The following is a 15,263-nucleotide window of genomic DNA, read 5'->3' on the forward strand; positions in this document are numbered from 1 at the left end:
GACTACTCCTGCCCGTCGTGGGTGTGGGGCGGCATGACGCAGCTTGCCGTGGCGGTGGAGCCGGGCTTGTCCGATCCGTTCTGGAGCATCTCCTCGAGCGTGCGCCACGCGAGCTCCGCGCACTTCACGCGCGCAGGCATGTGGCTCACGTCCTTGAGGGAGGCCGCCTCGTCCAGGGCGGCGAGCTTGGAGTCGTCCGTCTCCTCGCCGCGGACCATGCGGCCGAAGAGCCGGCAGAGCTCGATTGCCTCCTGTGGCGTCTTGTCGACCATGAGGTCGCTCATCATGTCGGCCGAGGCCTGGCTCACGGCACAGCCGTGGCCCTGGTACGCGGCCTCCTCGATGCGGCCGTCGTCCCCGATGCGCACGGAGAACGTGAGCTCGTCGCCGCAGGAGGGGTTCACGCCGTGGTGCGTGAGGGTGGGGTCGTCCATCTGGTACTTGTAGTCTGGGTGAGCCACGTGGTCCATGAACTGGGCGTTGTAGAGGCTAGCCGGAGTAGAGCGGTCCATGTTACGCCTTTCCCGTGACGGCGCCGCCGAAGAGAGACCAGACCCTGTCCAGCCCCTCGACGAGCCTGTCGACGTCCTGCTTGTCGTTATAGAAGGCCACGCTGGCGCGGCACGTGGCGCCGTTCTCCACCTTGAGGTAGCTGAGCAGCGGCTGCGCGCAGTGGTGGCCGGCGCGGATGCAGACCTGCGACATGTCCAGGATGGACGCAACGTCGTGCGGGTGCACGCCGCGCACGTTGAACGCCACCGCGCCCACGTGGCGGCTGCCGTCCGCCGGGCCGATGAGGTCGACGTAGGGCAGCGCCGCCAGCGAGTCGCACAGGTAGGTCGCGAGCTCGCGCTCGCGGCGCTCCAGCGCGCCCATGCCGTGGCCGGTGAGGTAGTCGATCGCGACGCCCGTCGCGAACGAGCCGGCCGCGTCCTGAGTGCCGGCCTCGAACTTCTGGGGCACCGGCGCCCAGATGGCATCCGTCTCGGTCACGGCGTCGATCATCTCGCCGCCCGTGAGGAACGGCGGCATGGCGTCGAGCACCTCCGGCTTTCCCCACAGCACGCCGATGCCCATGGGGCCGCCGAGCTTGTGCGCCGAGAAGGCCAGGAGGTCGCAGTCGAGGTCCCGCACGTCGACCGCGATGTGGGGGACGGACTGCGCGCCGTCGACCACCATGTACGCGCCGACCTCGTGCGCACGGCGCGCGATGGCCTTGACGTCGTTCTGGACGCCGAGGACGTTGGAGACCTGCGTGACGGACACGATCTTGGTGTGCGGACCGATCTTGGCTGCGACCTCCTCCGGCGTGATGCGGTAGTCGTCGTCCAGGCGCAGGTAGGTGAGCTTTGCGCCCGTCTGCCTACACAGCTGCTGCCACGGGATGAGGTTGGAGTGGTGCTCCATGATGCTGATGACGACCTCGTCGTCTGGTCCGAGCACGACCTTGGGGCCAAGGGTCCTCGCGACGAGGTTCAGCGACTCGGACGCGTTGCGCGTGAAGACGATCTGACTGCCCTGGGGGTTGCCCTTCTCGTCCACCGCACCGATGAAGCGCGCGATCTTGTTGCGGGCCTCGTCGATTGCGGACGTCGCCTCGACTGAGAGGCGGTACAGGCCGCGCAGCGGGTTTGCGTTCATGGTGGTGTAGAACTCGCGCATGGCGTCGAGCACGGCCTCTGGGCGCTGCGCCGTAGCCGCGCTGTCAAGGAACGTGAGGTCTGGGTTCTGGGAGAGGAGCGGGAAGTCTGCCTTGTAGGGGCTCTTCTCGATGTCCTCGAGCTGCTGCTCGCTAAGCATTGCGTGCATCCTCCCTGGTGGTTGGTGCTGTTTGATCGGCGTCTGCGGGAAGCTCGATGCCGAGGGTGTCGAGGAGGTCGCGTGCGACCTCCTGGCCGAGGACGGCTGCGGCGCGGTCGAAGACGGCCTTGCGGGCGAGCGGGTGGGCGGCCTCGATGAGGGCGTCGTCGAACAGGGCGCGGACGAAGAGGCCCTGCGCCTGCTCGCGCGAGAGGCCGCGACCCATGAGGTAGTCCATCTGCTGGGGGTCGACGGAGCCGATGGTGGCGCCGTGGTTGCCCTGGACGTCGTCCTCGTCGCACAGGATAACGGGCATGGTCTTGTTGACGATGTCGTCGCCGTTCACGAGCACGGACTCTATCTCGTTGCCCTTGGAGCCGGAGCCGCCGTGGACGAGGTCGATCGTGGCGCGCAGGGTCTTGTGGGCGGCGTCGTTCAGGATGCCGGACTCGCGCATGTCCGCGCGGCCGTTCTTGCCGGCCATGCGCACGACGTGGTTGATGTCGAGCATCTGGGTGCCCTGGCCGAGGTAGTGGCTCTGGAGGTCGACGCGGGCGTTGTCACCTTCGAGCGCGCAGCAGATGCCTGCGGCCGTGGTGCCTGCGCCGAGGAAGAACTGGCGGACCTCGACCGTTGCGCCCTCGTCCGCGGAGATGCCGACTGACTCGAGGTGCTGGTGGGCGTCGCCTTCCGCGACGACCTCGACGAGCCTGAGGTGCGCGCCGGCCTCGACGACGATCCTGACGAGGGCGGCGGAGGTGCGCTTGGCGTCGTCCGCGCCGCGTGCGACCACGACGACGGTGGCGTCGGCGTCGTGGCGGACCATGACGCCGGTGTCGCTGACGACGCCCGCGTTGGAGTCCACGTCCACGACGATGGGGGCGTGGTTCTTCTCGCCCGCCCTGACTTCGACGTAGGTGGCGTCGGCGGCCTGGGAGGTGACCCAGTCCGTCACCTTGGCTCCCATGCCGGTCTCGACCCTGTCGAACAGGCGGGGGAGCGCGAAGTAGACGTCGCCCTTGCGCGAGAGCCTGGGGACTGTGAGGGTGATGTCGTTGGTCTTGAGGTAGTTCCAGGTCTGCGCGGGCGGCGTGTTGACGCGCTCGAGGGTGACCATGGGCTCCGTCTTGGCGTTGTCTGCCATTAGCCGATCGCCCCTTCCATCTCTATCTTGATGAGGTTGTTCATCTCGACGGCATACTCGAGCGGGAGCTCCTTGGAGACCGGGTCGGCGAAGCCGTTGACGACCATGGTCCTGGCCTCGGCCTCGGAGCAGCCGCGGCTCATGAGGTAGAGGACCGTGTCGTCGGAGATGCGCCCGATGGTGGCCTCGTGGCCGACCTGGGCGGTGTTGTTGCGGATGTCCATCTGCGGGATGGTGTCGGAGCGGCTGATGTCGTCGAGCATGAGCGACGAGCAGCTGACCGTGGCGCGGGCGTTCTGGGCGTCCTTGCCGACGAAGACCGACGAGCGGAACGTGTTGACGCCGCCGTCCTTGGAGATGGACTTTGCGTCGGCGGAGACGTTGGTGTCCTTGCCGAGCAGGATGAACTTGCAGCCGGTGTCGAGGTCCTGCGTGGCGCCGGAGAACGTGATGCCCGTGTACTCGCAGCTGGCGCGGTCGCCCTTGAGGATCGTGGTGGGGTAGAGGTAGCTGACGTGGCTGCCGAAGCTACCCGAGACCCACTCCATCTTGGAGTCGGCGCCGACGGTGGCGCGCTTGGTGTTGAGGTTGTACATGTTCTTGGACCAGTTCTCGATCGTGGAGTAGCGCAGGCGTGCATGGTCCTTCACGAAGAGCTCCACGGCACCGGCGTGGAGGTTGGCCTCGTAGTACTTGGGGGCGGAGCAGCCCTCGATGAAGTGCAGGTCGGCGCCGGGTTCGACGATGATGAGCGTGTGCTCGAACTGGCCGGCTCCCTGCGCGTTGAGGCGGAAGTAGCTCTGCAGCGGGTAGTCCAGGTGCACGTCCTTGGGAACGTACACGAACGAACCGCCGGACCACACGGCGTAGTGCAGCGCAGCGAACTTGTGGTCGGTGGGAGGGATGAGCGTGCCGAAGTACTCGTGCACGACGGGCTCCCACTTGGGGTCGTGGATGGCGTCCTCGATCGTGGTGTAGACGACGCCCTGCTTGGCGACCTCCTCGCGCATGTTGTGGTACACGATCTCGGAGTCGTACTGCGCGCCGACGCCCGCGAGGGACTCGCGCTCCGCCTCGGGGATGCCGAGGCGCTCGAACGTGTCCTTGATGTCAGCCGGGACGTCGTTCCAGTCCTTGGCCTGCTTCGTCTTGGGACTGACGTACGTGGAGATGTGGTCCATGTCGAGGCCGGCGATGCTGGGTCCCCAGTTGGGGGCCATCTGCTTGTCCTGGTAGATCTCGAGCGCCTTCAGGCGCATGTCGAGCATCCACTGGGGCTCGTCCTTCTTGGCGCTGATGGAGCGCACGATGTCGGGCGTGAGGCCATCGGCATAGCGCTCGTATCCCTCCTCCGACTTCACGAAGTCATAGAGGGAACGGTCGACATCCTCGACCTCGGTCCTCTTGTTCTTCTCGGCCATTGCTACGCCTCGGCCTTCTGGCTGGTGGACGCCTGCTCGAAGCGGGCGAAGCCGTTTCGGTCGATGTCGTCGATGAGTGACGCGGGGCCCTCGGCGACGAGGTGACCCTTGACCATCACGTGGGTGCGGTCGACGTCGAGCTTCTCGAGGATGCGGGTGTTGTGCGTGATCATGAGCAGCGCGCCGTCGCACTCCTTGCGGTAGGCCTCGATGCCACGGCTGACCACGGAGAGGGCGTCGACGTCCAGGCCGGAGTCGGTCTCGTCGAGGATGGCGAGCTTCGGCTGGAGGAGAAGGAGCTGGAGCATCTCGACCTTCTTCTTCTCGCCGCCGGAGAAGCCGACGTTGAGCTCGCGCGTGAGGAAGCCCTGGTCCATGTCGAGCTGGTCGCAGATTTCGCCGACGCGCTCGCGGAACTTGCGCGCGGTGGTCTTGAGCTCGGGGCGCATCTGGGTGATGGTGCGCAGGAAGCTGTACAGGGGGACGCCGGGGACCTCGACGGGTGCCTGGTAGCTGAGGAAGATGCCGGCGAGCGAGCGCTTGTCGGGGGTCTTGTCGGTGATGTCCTCGCCGTCGAAGGAGATGGTGCCGCCGGTCACCTTGTATACGGGGTCGCCCATGATCACGTGGCCGAGTGTCGACTTGCCGGCGCCGTTTGGCCCCATGAGGACGTGGGTCTCGCCCGCGCCTACGGAAAGGTCGATGCCATGGAGGATGGGCTTCTCGTCCGTACCTGCGGAAAGCCCTGAGATAGTGAGTAACTGTGACATGACGCCTCTCTCTGTTTCGGGAAGTTCCGAATCGTCTGTGCCGGGGCGGTCGCGTGTCTTCGTGGCGGTCTCGGCGTAAATCCTACTTACGAAGGGGGATTTTACCCCGAGGCACGTGGTGTTTTCAATCGTTTGGGTCATGTTTTTCTGCAGCCACAGCTAATTCATGGCGTGACGGTGGGAATTTTAGGCCTGAACGGGGATTGTGCTGCGAACGGACTAAAGGGCACGTCGCACATCCGGGACTTTCTCGCGTGATTCCGCGGCCTCGCGTCGGGTGTGTGCGGGGACTTTTCGGATGGGGTACACACCCGCACTCAGCTCACGCAGCTTTACGAGATCGCCACTGGTGTGTAACGGGGGCGTGGGGCGAGATCACGCACCCGGCTCCAGCCCGCGTGGTCCCGCAAGATCGCTCCAGGTGTGTTGCGGTAAGAGGGACCTGCTGCCAGGAACGAGGGGATGTGTTGCGTGAAATGCAAGAAAATCCCGGGTGTGCGACATGATACATTGGTTCAATTACGTATACCAGCAGGCAGATTTGATGAGTCGCGAGTCATCCGACTATGTTTCGGGTACACACCCGGCAGTTTCTGCCATAGGACACCCTCTCGCGCAACACACCCGCGCTGAGCTTACGCGGGTGTGCAGAATCACCCCTGGTGCGTGAGGCGGCGCCAAGGGCGCGGGTACACACCAGGCCCCAGTTTTCGGATGACTGCAAACTTTCCCGGGTGTGTGCAGGGGCCGCGCGGCGGCGGGTACACACCTTCGCCCAGTTCGCGCGATTCCGCAGGCTCGTCCCTGGTGCGTTGCGAGAAGAGGGGTCAATCGCCAGGAACAGGCAGGTGTGTTGCGCAAAATGCCAGATATTCTTGGGTGTGTTACATGCTCCATTAATTCAATCGCGCATGATTGCGGGCAGACGGGCTGCAGTACTGCCCCGTTGGCTACAGCTCTGGTACACATCAGGCGCCTTCTGCCATGGGACGCCCTCTCGCGCAACACACCCGCCCCGTGTTTGCGCGGATGCGCAAACTCATTCCCGGTGCGTGTGGCAGCGGCAAAGCTACGGGTACACATCGGGACTCCTTTGCGAAATCCTGTCATTTCACCCCTGGTGTGTGGCAGCCCCAGGCAAGTGGGTACGCACCTTCGGCGAGTGTGCCTATCCCACAGGGTCGATGGGACGTGCAGGGACGTCCGACCTGCGGATGCGCACCCTGCGCAATCTTCGAAGGCTGTGACCTCGTCTCAGGAGTCCCCTGGCACGTTAAATCGTTACGCGGATCGAGTCTCGGGAGCGGGGGGTGCGTCTTTGTCGTGCGGCACCTGGACGAGAGACGTTGTCGGCGCACGCGCACCTATATTTGTGCGCGGTGCGTCTGCGTGCGGCGTGCGCTTCTTCTGCGCTATGCGAGCTGGCGAATGCTTAATCTAGCCGCAGCGGGGGCACCGCCCATGGGGCGCTTTTCCAGACGACCTCTCCCGATTTCATTATTTGCGACCGGTGGGGGAGAATCCTGTTCAAGAAGGCGTTCCTCTTTTCGCTTATGGCCGGAGTGCTCTTTCGCAGGCGATACCCAATCGCCCGTGCGATGTCCATCACCAGGCGGTTTCTTAGGGAGCTGGTTACCACTTGCGTAATGGTCACGTTAAACAGGGTGCAGCCTTCGCTCCTCAGGACATACTCCCGCGTCACGTCACGGTCGACGTCCTTGTGATACGCCTGCCCAAGGTATTCCACCGCAACGTTTGACTTTGGGTAAAAAAGGTCAACCACATAGTAGGGCGTCCCCGCAATCTCGGATGACCCTGCCGAAAGGTCGACTATCTGGTTGAGCATGGGTTTCGGAAGCCCGTATCCTCCCATCCTCCTGCTGACGGACAGCAGCATGGCGGTCGAAGTTTCCATGGGCGATCTCGATCCCTCGTGCACCCACCTCAGCGCCCTGCGCGCCTTCGAGGCGTTCTTCACGTTCCTAAACTGAGCGAGGAACCCATACAGCCGCTTGATCGTCGTCAACTGCGGTCGCCTGACAAATCCCGTCGGCCCCTCGTAGGGGTAATAGCAGCCGCACAGGCTGCACCCCAGGATTGCGAGCTCCATCTCGTCGAGGCTGTTCGCCATCTGCAGGAATGCGAACTCCGGGGTCGATAGGTATACTCCCTCATCCAGCCTGATGACGGCATTCTCCGGTAGCGCACGGCCCCAAGAGTGCCGCACGCAGACGTCGTTCTTCCTTCTGCTGGCCCCCTTCGGAACGAGTACGTCCAGAGGCCTGACGCGCCCCTCTTCCCATTCGGCCAGAGCGCATATCTTCGGGAGGAGCGCCCGCGTCTCCGCGATGATGCCACTAGTGCGGCCAATCCCAAATGTTGGCTTCGGGCCAGCGCCCCCACGTCCGCCCGCGACGAGCGGCCAAATGCCAGGGCTGCACATCAGCCACAGAGCCGTTCTATGTGAGATGTAGATACTCATGCGCGCATGATGCCACGCGGCGCTTGCAGATGGCTCGCGCACAGCTTTCCGTTAGCTGCGGTATCTGGCACCTTTCGTTGCGGTCCTATCGTTTTCGCAGGTAAACGCCATGGGCGAGAAGGACGTCCATTCGCGCTTGCCCCCTTGCGCCCCCAGCTCGGCAACCGTCCTCCGCAGGAACAACACGAAGCCCACCGCACTCGCGTGCCCGGCGCCCGCACGCACCTGTCGCCCTTGCGCGTTGCCCCACCCATTAACATCTGTGTCGCGTTTGCCCGGGCGCGCCGCCGCGGCCGGCGCGTCTGCTAGGATTTCCCTGTCGAGGCGCCGAGCCATGTCCGGCGCTACCAAGGCGGGGGAGAAGGCCATCTTGGACGCTTGGCACTCGTTCGGAAAGTTCATCGGCGCCCACATGGCGCCCATCGCGGTTGCATGCGTCGTCGCGGCGTGCGCGTTTCCCGCGCAGCTTTCCCACCTCGCACCCGCGGTCCCGTGGCTGTTCGCGCTCGTGTCGTTCCAGGGCGCGCTCACCAATGGGCTCCGCAACCTCGTCCAGGCCGTCAGGCGGCCCGTCCCCATGCTGCTCACGGTTGCCTTTGCGTCCGTTGTGATGCCGGTTGTCGCGTTTTTGCTGGCCAGGGCCCTGTTTGGCAGCAACGTGCACCTCGTGACCGGCATCGTGCTCGAGTACAGCGTCCCCGTCGCGGCAATCTCCACCATGTGGATCTCCATGTACGGAGGCAACGTCGCGCAGGGGCTGGCAACGCTCATGGTCTCGTCCGTCATCGCGCCCGCAACCATTCCCGCCACGCTGCAGGTCCTCCTCGGCCACGCCGTCCGGGTCGACGCCGGGCCCATGATGCTCAACGTGGTCCTCACCGTCGCGCTTCCCGCCGTGCTCGGCATGGGCCTCAACGACGCCACCCGCGGTTGGGCCGCGCGGCGCCTCTCGCCTGGCCTCATGCCTGCGGCACGCGTTGCCATCGTCCTGGTCATCGCGTCAAACGCCACGTCCGCGGCGCCGTACCTCACGCACCTCTCGCCGATGCTCGTGGGGGTCCTGGTCTTCATCCTGGTGTTCGCGTCCTCGGGCTACCTCGTGGGACTCGCCCTCGCGCGTGCCGCCAGGCAGGACGTACCCGGCACGGTGTGCATGGTCTTCCAGTGCGGCATGCGCAACATCTCGTGCGGCGCGGTCATCGCGGCGCAGTTCTTCCCGCCCGCGGTCATGTTCCCCGTCGTTGCGGGCACGCTGTTCCAGCAGGTGCTCGCCGCCACGTACGGCAAGCTCATGGGGCGCGTCCTCGGCGTCCGGCCTGACGCGCCCGCCCCTGGCGACGTGCCGGCCGCGCCAAATGCACCGGTGGCGCACTGACGGCCTTTCCAGCCCCTGCCGGCCTGGTCATCCGGGGCCGCCCGGGGCCGCCCGGGTAGCCCCCTCCGCCGGCACGGTGGCCCCCGTCTTTCCCGTCACCCCGTGAAGAACATGCAGAAAGGCTTCGCCATGCATTTCGCCAGGCATCCGCACAATCTCGCATCCACGCTCCTCTCAAAGACGGAAGTCCGCATCGTGGCGGCAAACTTCCTCATGCAGCTGGGACTCCAGGCCGTATACTTCGTGGGCATCATCGGGTGCGCCACCTACGACCTGGGAGCCGACGCGCTCGTCGTTTCCTCTCTCGTCCTGGTGCTCAACGTCATGCTCGTGGTCATGAGCCTCATGGCGGGCCCCCTGGTGGACGCCGTGGGTCCCAGGCGCACGCTCGCGGCCACGCTCTGTGTCATGGCGGTGGCGGGGCTCGCCGGATGGCTCCTGCCGCTGGGCTATGGGCTTCTCTACGTCCTTGCCGCCGTGCAGGGCGCGGCGTTCGGCGTCGGGAGCACCTCCATGGACGCCTATCCGCGCTTCGTATCCGACGACCCGCGCTATCTGCAGAGGGTCAACAGCCTCGTCTATACCGCCACCAGCGTGGCCGTCATCGCGGGGCCGGCGCTCGGCGGCCTCGTCGTAAGCGCGCTGCCCACCAAGTGCGACTTTGCGATTATGACGTTCGCCTCGCTTCCGGCGTTCGCGCTGGTCTGGGCCACGGTCGAGAAGATCGCGCCCTCCCGGCAGCGGTCGGCGTCCGACGCCGCTGGTACCACCGCCGCCGGCACGGGCGCCGCCGATGCCGAGCCCAAGGCGCGCCCTGCGGGCGGCGCGCGCGGGTTTCTCGCCGACCTTGCCGAGGGCGTGCGCATCACCTGGGAAAGCGAGGGTCTACGCATGCTCTTCTGCATTGGCTTCCTGGGGTTCTTCGCATACGGCGCGTTCGACTCGCTCGAGTCGCTGTTCTATCGCGACGTGCTGCACGCCGGCGTGCAGTGGATGGGGTGGCTCTCTGGCATAGCGGGCGTCGGCGGCACGCTGGGGTCGCTCGCGGTGCTGCGCATCCCCTCGCGCAGGCTCGACATGACGGCGCTGTCTGCGATGCTCCTCGTCACGGGGGTGGGGTCCATGCTGTACGTTGGCACGGGGTCCATCGCGTGGGCGTGCGTGGGCCAGCTGGTCAGCGGGCTGGGCTTTGGCGCCATGGGGCCAACGCGCACCACGCTTGCGCAGGAGCGCTGCGACGTTGCCCACGTGGGACGCGTCACGTCCGTCATGCGCGTTGGCATGAACGGCGCGGGCGTGGTGCCGCTGCTGGTGGCGCCGTTTGTGGCGGGCGCCCTTGGCGTGCAGACAACGCTGTTTGCGGCGTCGGCCATGGTCGCCATCGTGGCGACGGGGTTTGTGGCGCGCACGCGGGCCCGGCGCGCGCATCTGGGCTAGTCCCGGCCCCCGCGCCGGCCGGACCCGGCGCCGCCCGGACCCAGCGCCGCCCGACACCGCCCCTGGCCCCGCCCAAACGTAACGGTGCGATTGCGCGAGCGCGTGCGCGCGCCCAACGGCGGCCGCGTTTGCGTATGATGGTCGGGACCAAACGAGCCGCAAGGAGGGCTGCCATGGCACTGTCCCAGGATGACGTGGCGCAGATCGCGGACTACGCGCGCATCGCGCTCACGCCCTCGGAGCTCGAGCAGATGACGACCTACATGAACGAGGCCGTCGATCTTCTTGAGCCGATTACCCACTATGACCTCGACGGCGTCGACCCCACGTTCCATCCCATTGGAGACCTGTCCAACGTGATGGGGGCCGACGTCGTGGACGATTCCGTCCGCGCGCTGCCCATAGGCGTCGCGCTCAAGAACGCGCCGTCCGTACACGACCGCTACTTCCGCGTGCCCTCCATCCTGGGCGACTCAGAGGAGGACTTCTAATGGCCAGCCTCGACTCACTCTCTGCCGCGCAGATCGCGGCCGGTGTCCGCAACGGCGACTTTACGGCCACGGAGGTGGCCCGGGCCGCGCTTGACGCCATAGACTCACGCGAGAAGGACGTCCAGGCTTACCTGCAGGTCTCCGCGGACCTCGCGCTCAAGGCAGCCGCGCGCACGGACGCGCGCCGCGCCGCGGGCGAGAAGATCGGCCCCCTTGCCGGCGTGCCCGTGGCCTTCAAGGACAACATGCACCTTGTGGGCACGCGCACCACCTGCGCGTCCAGGATGCTCGAGGACTACGAGTCCGTGTTCACGGCCACGTGCGTGCAGCGCATGCTCGACGCGGGCGCCACGCCCGTGGGCAAGGCCAACATGGACGAGTTCGCCTTTGGCAGCACCACGGAGTCGTCCGCGTTCCACCGCACCAACAACCCGTGGGACACCTCCCGCGTGCCCGGCGGCTCCTCGGGCGGCTCCGCCGCGGCCGTCGCCGCGGGCGAGGCCACGCTCGCGCTCGGCTCTGACACGGGCGGCTCGATCCGCCAACCGGCGAGCTTCTGCGGCGTCGTGGGCATGAAGCCCACGTACGGTGCCGTCAGTCGCTACGGCGTCGTCGCGTTTGGGTCGTCCCTCGACCAGGTGGGCCCGTTCGGACGCTGCGTTGAGGACGTTGCCCTCGCCATGAACGCGCTCACCGCGCCCGGCCGCGACCCGCTCGACTCCACCAGCCAGGACTGCGCCGTCGACTTCCTGGAGCACCTGGATGACCCGGTAGAGGGTCTCACGGTGGGCGTCGTGCCGCAGCTCATGGAGGCAAAGGGCCTCTCGCAGGAGGTGCGCGACGCCCTTGCCGACGCGCTTGACTCCCTGCGCAACCAGGGCGCGCGCGTCGTGGAGGTCGAGCTCCCCAACATCCAGTCCGCCATCGCGGCCTACTACGTGATCGCACCGTGCGAGGCGTTCAGCAACCTCGCGCGCTTTGACGGCGTGCGCTACGGCTACCAGGAGCCCAACTGCCAGACGCTGGCCGAGCAGACCTCGCTTAGCCGCGCGCACGGCTTCGGCGAGGAGGCAAAGCGGCGCCAGATGCTCGGCGCGTACCTGCTTTCCAGCGGCGTGTACGAGAAGTACTACTATCCCGCGCAGCAGGTCCGCACCCTCATCACGCAGGACTACGCCCGCGCGTACCAGAGCTGCGACGTCATCCTGCTGCCGAGCGCGCCCACCACGGCATGGCGCTTCGGCGACGTGAGCGACCCCACGCAGATGTACGCGTCGGACATGTTCACGATCTCCAACAACATCTGCGGCAACGGCGGCGTCTCGGTCCCGCTGGGCCTTTCCGCCCAGACGCACATGCCCGTCTCGGCGCAGCTGCAGGGGCCCGCGTTCAGCGATCGAAGGCTGCTGCGCTTTGCCCGTGCGCTCGAGCGCGGGGTCGACCAGGGCCTGGGACTCGGAGGCGGCGCCCCCGTCGCGCCCGCGTTCGCCGGAAGGGGAGGTGACCTGTAGTGAAGAAGCTCGAGGACGTCCTCAGGGACTGGGAGGCCGTGATCGGCCTGGAGGTCCACACGGAGCTCACCGCTCTCGACACCAAGATGTTCTGCAACTGCCGCCTCTCGCACGACGACCCGCCCAACACCAACGTGTGCCCCGTCTGCCTGGGCATGCCCGGGGCGCTCCCCGTGCCCAACCGCAAGGCGATCCAGTCCATCGTGATGGCCGGCCTTGCCACAAACTGCCAGATCATGAAGCACTCCATGTTCTACCGAAAGCACTACTTCTATCCTGACATGGCCAAGAACTTCCAGACCACGCAGGGCCCGGTCGCGTTCTGCATGCACGGACACCTGGACCTCGAGGTCGAGGGCGCTGGCGCCGCGGAGCGCCCCGCGTGGGAGGACGTCGCCGCGGACGGCCAGACCCCCATTGCGCGCGCGGCCGACGGCTCGTACACCGTGCCCATCCGCATCCTGCGCATCCACATGGAGGAGGACGCCGCCAAGATGGTCCACTCCGGCGGCACGGAGGGTCGCATCGCCGGCGCGTCCGAGTCGTTCATCGACTACAACCGCTGCGGCACGCCGCTCATCGAGCTCGTGACCGAGCCCGACCTCCGCACGCCGGAGGAGGCCCGCCTGTTCATGGAGAAGCTGCAGCAGACGTTCAAGACGCTCGGCATCAGCGACTGCTCGCTCGAGAACGGCTCCATGCGCTGCGACGGCAACATCAGCCTGCGCCGGCGCGGCGAGACCCGCCTGGGCACCAAGGCCGAGATGAAGAACATCAACTCGTTCAAGAGCCTGCACGACGCGCTGGAGTACGAGATCTGCCGCCAGGCGGAGGTGCTCGAGGAGGGCGGCATCATCTACCAGGAGACCCGCCACTGGGAGCCCAGCCGCCGGCGCACCGTCGTCATGCGCGTGAAGGAGACCGCGGACGACTACCGCCTGTTCCCAGACCCGGACCTCGCGCCGTTCGACCTCACGGACGACTTCATCGAGGAGGCCCGCTCCCACATCCCGGAGCTTCCGGACGCGAAGGCGGCACGCTACGCGGCGGATCTTGGCCTCAAGCGCGCCGACGCCCGCCAGATCGCGGGCGACCCGCAGACGGCCGCCCTTTTCGAGGACGCCGTCGCCGCGGCTGACGCTGCAGGCAAGAAGGGCGGGAAGACCGCCCAGGGCGAGAAGGACGTGGCTAAGCTCGTCTCGACCGTCGCGAACGTGATCGTCAACCTCGTGCCCGGTCACGCGGGCGTCACGGCGGCGCAGGTGGCATCGCTCTCCGCGCTGCTCGCGACCGACGCCATAACCTTTGCCCAGGCGCGCGAGGTGCTCGATGCCGTGGACGGCACGGACCAGGACCCCGAGGCCGTGGTGGACGCGCGCGGCATGCGCCAGGTCACGGACACCTCGGCGCTCGAGCCCGTGGTGGAAGAGGTGCTCGCGCGCTGCGAGGACCAGGTGCGGCAGTACCACGACGGCAACAAGAAGGTCGTGGGCTACCTGGTGGGCCAGTGCATGAAGGCGAGTCGGGGCCAGGGCAACCCGAAGCTCTTCAACCAGCTGCTTCGCCAGAAGCTGGAGGCGTAGCGCCACCACGCGCCGCGAACCCACGCGCAAAGCCCGCTTGGCGAAGGCGAGCCGCCTAGCGCCCAGCAAGGATCGTGAGCGCCTCCCGGCACCATTGCTGGAGGGCGCTCACGCGTGGCGTGCGCGCGGCCACGGGCACAAGCGTCACGCCCTGCCGACGCGCGCATCGAAGCGCACGCCACAGGTGGTAGTCGTTCGACACCACGCACAGCTGCCTCTTCGCAAGCCCCGCCTTGCGAACCACCTCGAGCGAGAAGGACATGTTTTGCCTGGTGTTCGCCGCACGTGGCTCCAGCAAGAGCTGCGCTTCTGGCACGCCGAGCTCCCGCAGGTATCGGGCCATGGCCTCCGCCTCCGTCGGCTCGCACGGCCGTGCGGCGGACGCGCCGCCCGAAAGAACGGCAACGCGGTCGGGATGTCCAAGCAGGAGGCTTGCGGCCACGTCGAGCCTTCGGGCCAGCGTCTGGCAGGGCCTGCCGCCTCGCACGGCGGCGCCAAGCACTATGAGCACGCTCTTCTCGCCCGGCGCGGGCGCGTTTGCGTACGTCGCGCGCATCTTCGCGAACAGGCGTCCAAACACGGCGACGCAGGCGACGCCCAACGCAAGCGTCACGATTGCGCACGCGCGCAGCGGTGCCGCGGCGCCTGTCGCGGAAGCCGCGAGGGGGGCGGCCGCGGCTCCGGCGGACGCGACGGCAACGGGCATCATGCCGATGGTGGGGCGGCCGGAGTGCCGTGCAAGGTAGGTCACGTTCGAGGCGTGCGTTGTCGCGAAGGCGAGCGTGCAGGCAACCCAAAGATACGTGCTTGGGCGCAGTGCTCCCGTGGGAAATGCGCAGGCAAGAAACGTGATGCCAAGTGCGAGTGAGGCTGCGCAGACGGCGTATGCCGCGCCTCGCCAGTGGCGCTCGGATCCTTCGAGTGTGGAGTCCCGCGCATGGCGCATGGTGTCGGCTCTGCGTGCGCCATATGCGGACGCTTGAGGGTGACTTGAGGGTTTAGCTGGGCATTTGTTCATAACTGCTCCAAATTGTCTGCACATTCACGAAGCCCCCACGACGCTGAACGACCGCTTTGGGACCGCTTGGGGATGCCTAAAAACCTGCATGCCATCTGGTAAAAGGCACCTTTCTTGCATCCCAGAGACACGTGGCCCAAAACGGGTGGCTTGGGTCGTGACGATGCGCGCGAGGCGGATTCCAGGAAGCGACGTCCCCAAAATGATAGAATCTTCGGGACCTTAAAAACG

At 66.6% G+C, this 15,263-nt stretch carries 12 protein-coding genes; 5 read left to right on the plus strand and 7 right to left on the minus strand.

Annotation, left to right across the window (positions count from 1 at the left end; genetic code table 11):
• Window positions 1–2 precede the first annotated feature (2 nt).
• The 6 genes from sufU to BLT96_RS02255 form a co-directional block, all read right to left on the minus strand.
• On the minus strand, window positions 3–512 hold the full coding sequence (gene sufU / locus BLT96_RS02230) for a Fe-S cluster assembly sulfur transfer protein SufU (protein WP_090861429.1): 510 nt from the start codon (window positions 510–512) through the stop codon (window positions 3–5).
• A gap of 1 nt (window position 513) precedes the next feature.
• Window positions 514–1,800: an aminotransferase class V-fold PLP-dependent enzyme gene (locus BLT96_RS02235; protein ID WP_336433193.1), complete on the minus strand. Its 1,287-nt coding sequence runs from the start codon at window positions 1,798–1,800 to the stop codon at window positions 514–516.
• On the minus strand, window positions 1,793–2,944 hold the full coding sequence (locus BLT96_RS02240) for a SufB/SufD family protein (protein ID WP_090861431.1): 1,152 nt from the start codon (window positions 2,942–2,944) through the stop codon (window positions 1,793–1,795). Before BLT96_RS02240 ends, BLT96_RS02235 begins: the two co-directional genes overlap by 8 nt.
• On the minus strand, window positions 2,944–4,365 hold the full coding sequence (gene sufB, locus BLT96_RS02245) for a Fe-S cluster assembly protein SufB (protein ID WP_090861432.1): 1,422 nt from the start codon (window positions 4,363–4,365) through the stop codon (window positions 2,944–2,946). The genes BLT96_RS02240 and sufB overlap by 1 nt, the downstream gene beginning before the upstream one ends.
• 2 nt (window positions 4,366–4,367) lie before the next feature.
• Window positions 4,368–5,135, minus strand: coding sequence for a Fe-S cluster assembly ATPase SufC (sufC, locus tag BLT96_RS02250; protein WP_090844516.1), 768 nt, complete (start codon window positions 5,133–5,135; stop codon window positions 4,368–4,370).
• Window positions 5,136–6,567: 1,432 nt separating this feature from the next.
• Window positions 6,568–7,617, minus strand: coding sequence for a hypothetical protein (locus BLT96_RS02255; RefSeq protein ID WP_157692111.1), 1,050 nt, complete (start codon window positions 7,615–7,617; stop codon window positions 6,568–6,570).
• 334 nt (window positions 7,618–7,951) lie between these two features.
• Here BLT96_RS02255 and BLT96_RS02260 point away from each other — a divergent pair, with 334 nt between their 5' ends.
• The 5 genes from BLT96_RS02260 (at window position 7,952) to gatB (ending at window position 14,014) form a co-directional block, all read left to right on the plus strand.
• Complete coding sequence (locus tag BLT96_RS02260) at window positions 7,952–8,992, plus strand: bile acid:sodium symporter family protein (RefSeq protein WP_157692112.1); 1,041 nt, start codon at window positions 7,952–7,954, stop codon at window positions 8,990–8,992.
• A gap of 195 nt (window positions 8,993–9,187) precedes the next feature.
• On the plus strand, window positions 9,188–10,429 hold the full coding sequence (locus BLT96_RS02265) for an MFS transporter (protein ID WP_157692113.1): 1,242 nt from the start codon (window positions 9,188–9,190) through the stop codon (window positions 10,427–10,429).
• Between the two features lie 173 nt (window positions 10,430–10,602).
• A complete protein-coding gene (gatC, locus tag BLT96_RS02270) occupies window positions 10,603–10,920 on the plus strand; it encodes an Asp-tRNA(Asn)/Glu-tRNA(Gln) amidotransferase subunit GatC (protein WP_090861436.1) in 318 nt (105 codons plus the stop codon).
• A complete protein-coding gene (gatA, locus tag BLT96_RS02275) occupies window positions 10,920–12,431 on the plus strand; it encodes an Asp-tRNA(Asn)/Glu-tRNA(Gln) amidotransferase subunit GatA (protein WP_090861437.1) in 1,512 nt (503 codons plus the stop codon). Before gatC ends, gatA begins: the two co-directional genes overlap by 1 nt.
• The gene (gene gatB / locus BLT96_RS02280) at window positions 12,431–14,014 is read left to right on the plus strand and encodes an Asp-tRNA(Asn)/Glu-tRNA(Gln) amidotransferase subunit GatB (protein ID WP_090861438.1); all 1,584 of its coding nucleotides are present in this window, start codon (window positions 12,431–12,433) and stop codon (window positions 14,012–14,014) included. The genes gatA and gatB overlap by 1 nt, the downstream gene beginning before the upstream one ends.
• A 55-nt stretch (window positions 14,015–14,069) precedes the next feature.
• On the opposite strand, the gene BLT96_RS02285 is transcribed toward gatB, so the two are convergent.
• Window positions 14,070–14,765 (minus strand): YdcF family protein, encoded by a 696-nt coding sequence (locus BLT96_RS02285; RefSeq protein WP_157692114.1) that lies wholly within the window; start codon window positions 14,763–14,765, stop codon window positions 14,070–14,072.
• Window positions 14,766–15,263: the final 498 nt, after the last annotated feature.

Origin of the sequence: Parafannyhessea umbonata, assembly GCF_900105025.1 — a bacterium.
Classification (GTDB): domain Bacteria; phylum Actinomycetota; class Coriobacteriia; order Coriobacteriales; family Atopobiaceae; genus Parafannyhessea; species Parafannyhessea umbonata.

What these genes read in the sequence shown, in the direction of transcription:
- sufC (WP_090844516.1), bottom strand. Translation starts at nt 5,135, where the DNA reads ATGTCACAGTTACTCACTATCTCAGGGCTTTCCGCAGGTACGGACGAG.
- BLT96_RS02240 (WP_090861431.1), bottom strand. Translation starts at nt 2,944, where the DNA reads ATGGCAGACAACGCCAAGACGGAGCCCATGGTCACCCTCGAGCGCGTC.
- BLT96_RS02260 (WP_157692112.1), top strand. Translation starts at nt 7,952, where the DNA reads ATGTCCGGCGCTACCAAGGCGGGGGAGAAGGCCATCTTGGACGCTTGG.
- gatA (WP_090861437.1), top strand. Translation starts at nt 10,920, where the DNA reads ATGGCCAGCCTCGACTCACTCTCTGCCGCGCAGATCGCGGCCGGTGTC.
- gatC (WP_090861436.1), top strand. Translation starts at nt 10,603, where the DNA reads ATGGCACTGTCCCAGGATGACGTGGCGCAGATCGCGGACTACGCGCGC.
- sufB (WP_090861432.1), bottom strand. Translation starts at nt 4,365, where the DNA reads ATGGCCGAGAAGAACAAGAGGACCGAGGTCGAGGATGTCGACCGTTCC.
- BLT96_RS02235 (WP_336433193.1), bottom strand. Translation starts at nt 1,800, where the DNA reads ATGCTTAGCGAGCAGCAGCTCGAGGACATCGAGAAGAGCCCCTACAAG.
- sufU (WP_090861429.1), bottom strand. Translation starts at nt 512, where the DNA reads ATGGACCGCTCTACTCCGGCTAGCCTCTACAACGCCCAGTTCATGGAC.
- BLT96_RS02255 (WP_157692111.1), bottom strand. Translation starts at nt 7,617, where the DNA reads ATGAGTATCTACATCTCACATAGAACGGCTCTGTGGCTGATGTGCAGC.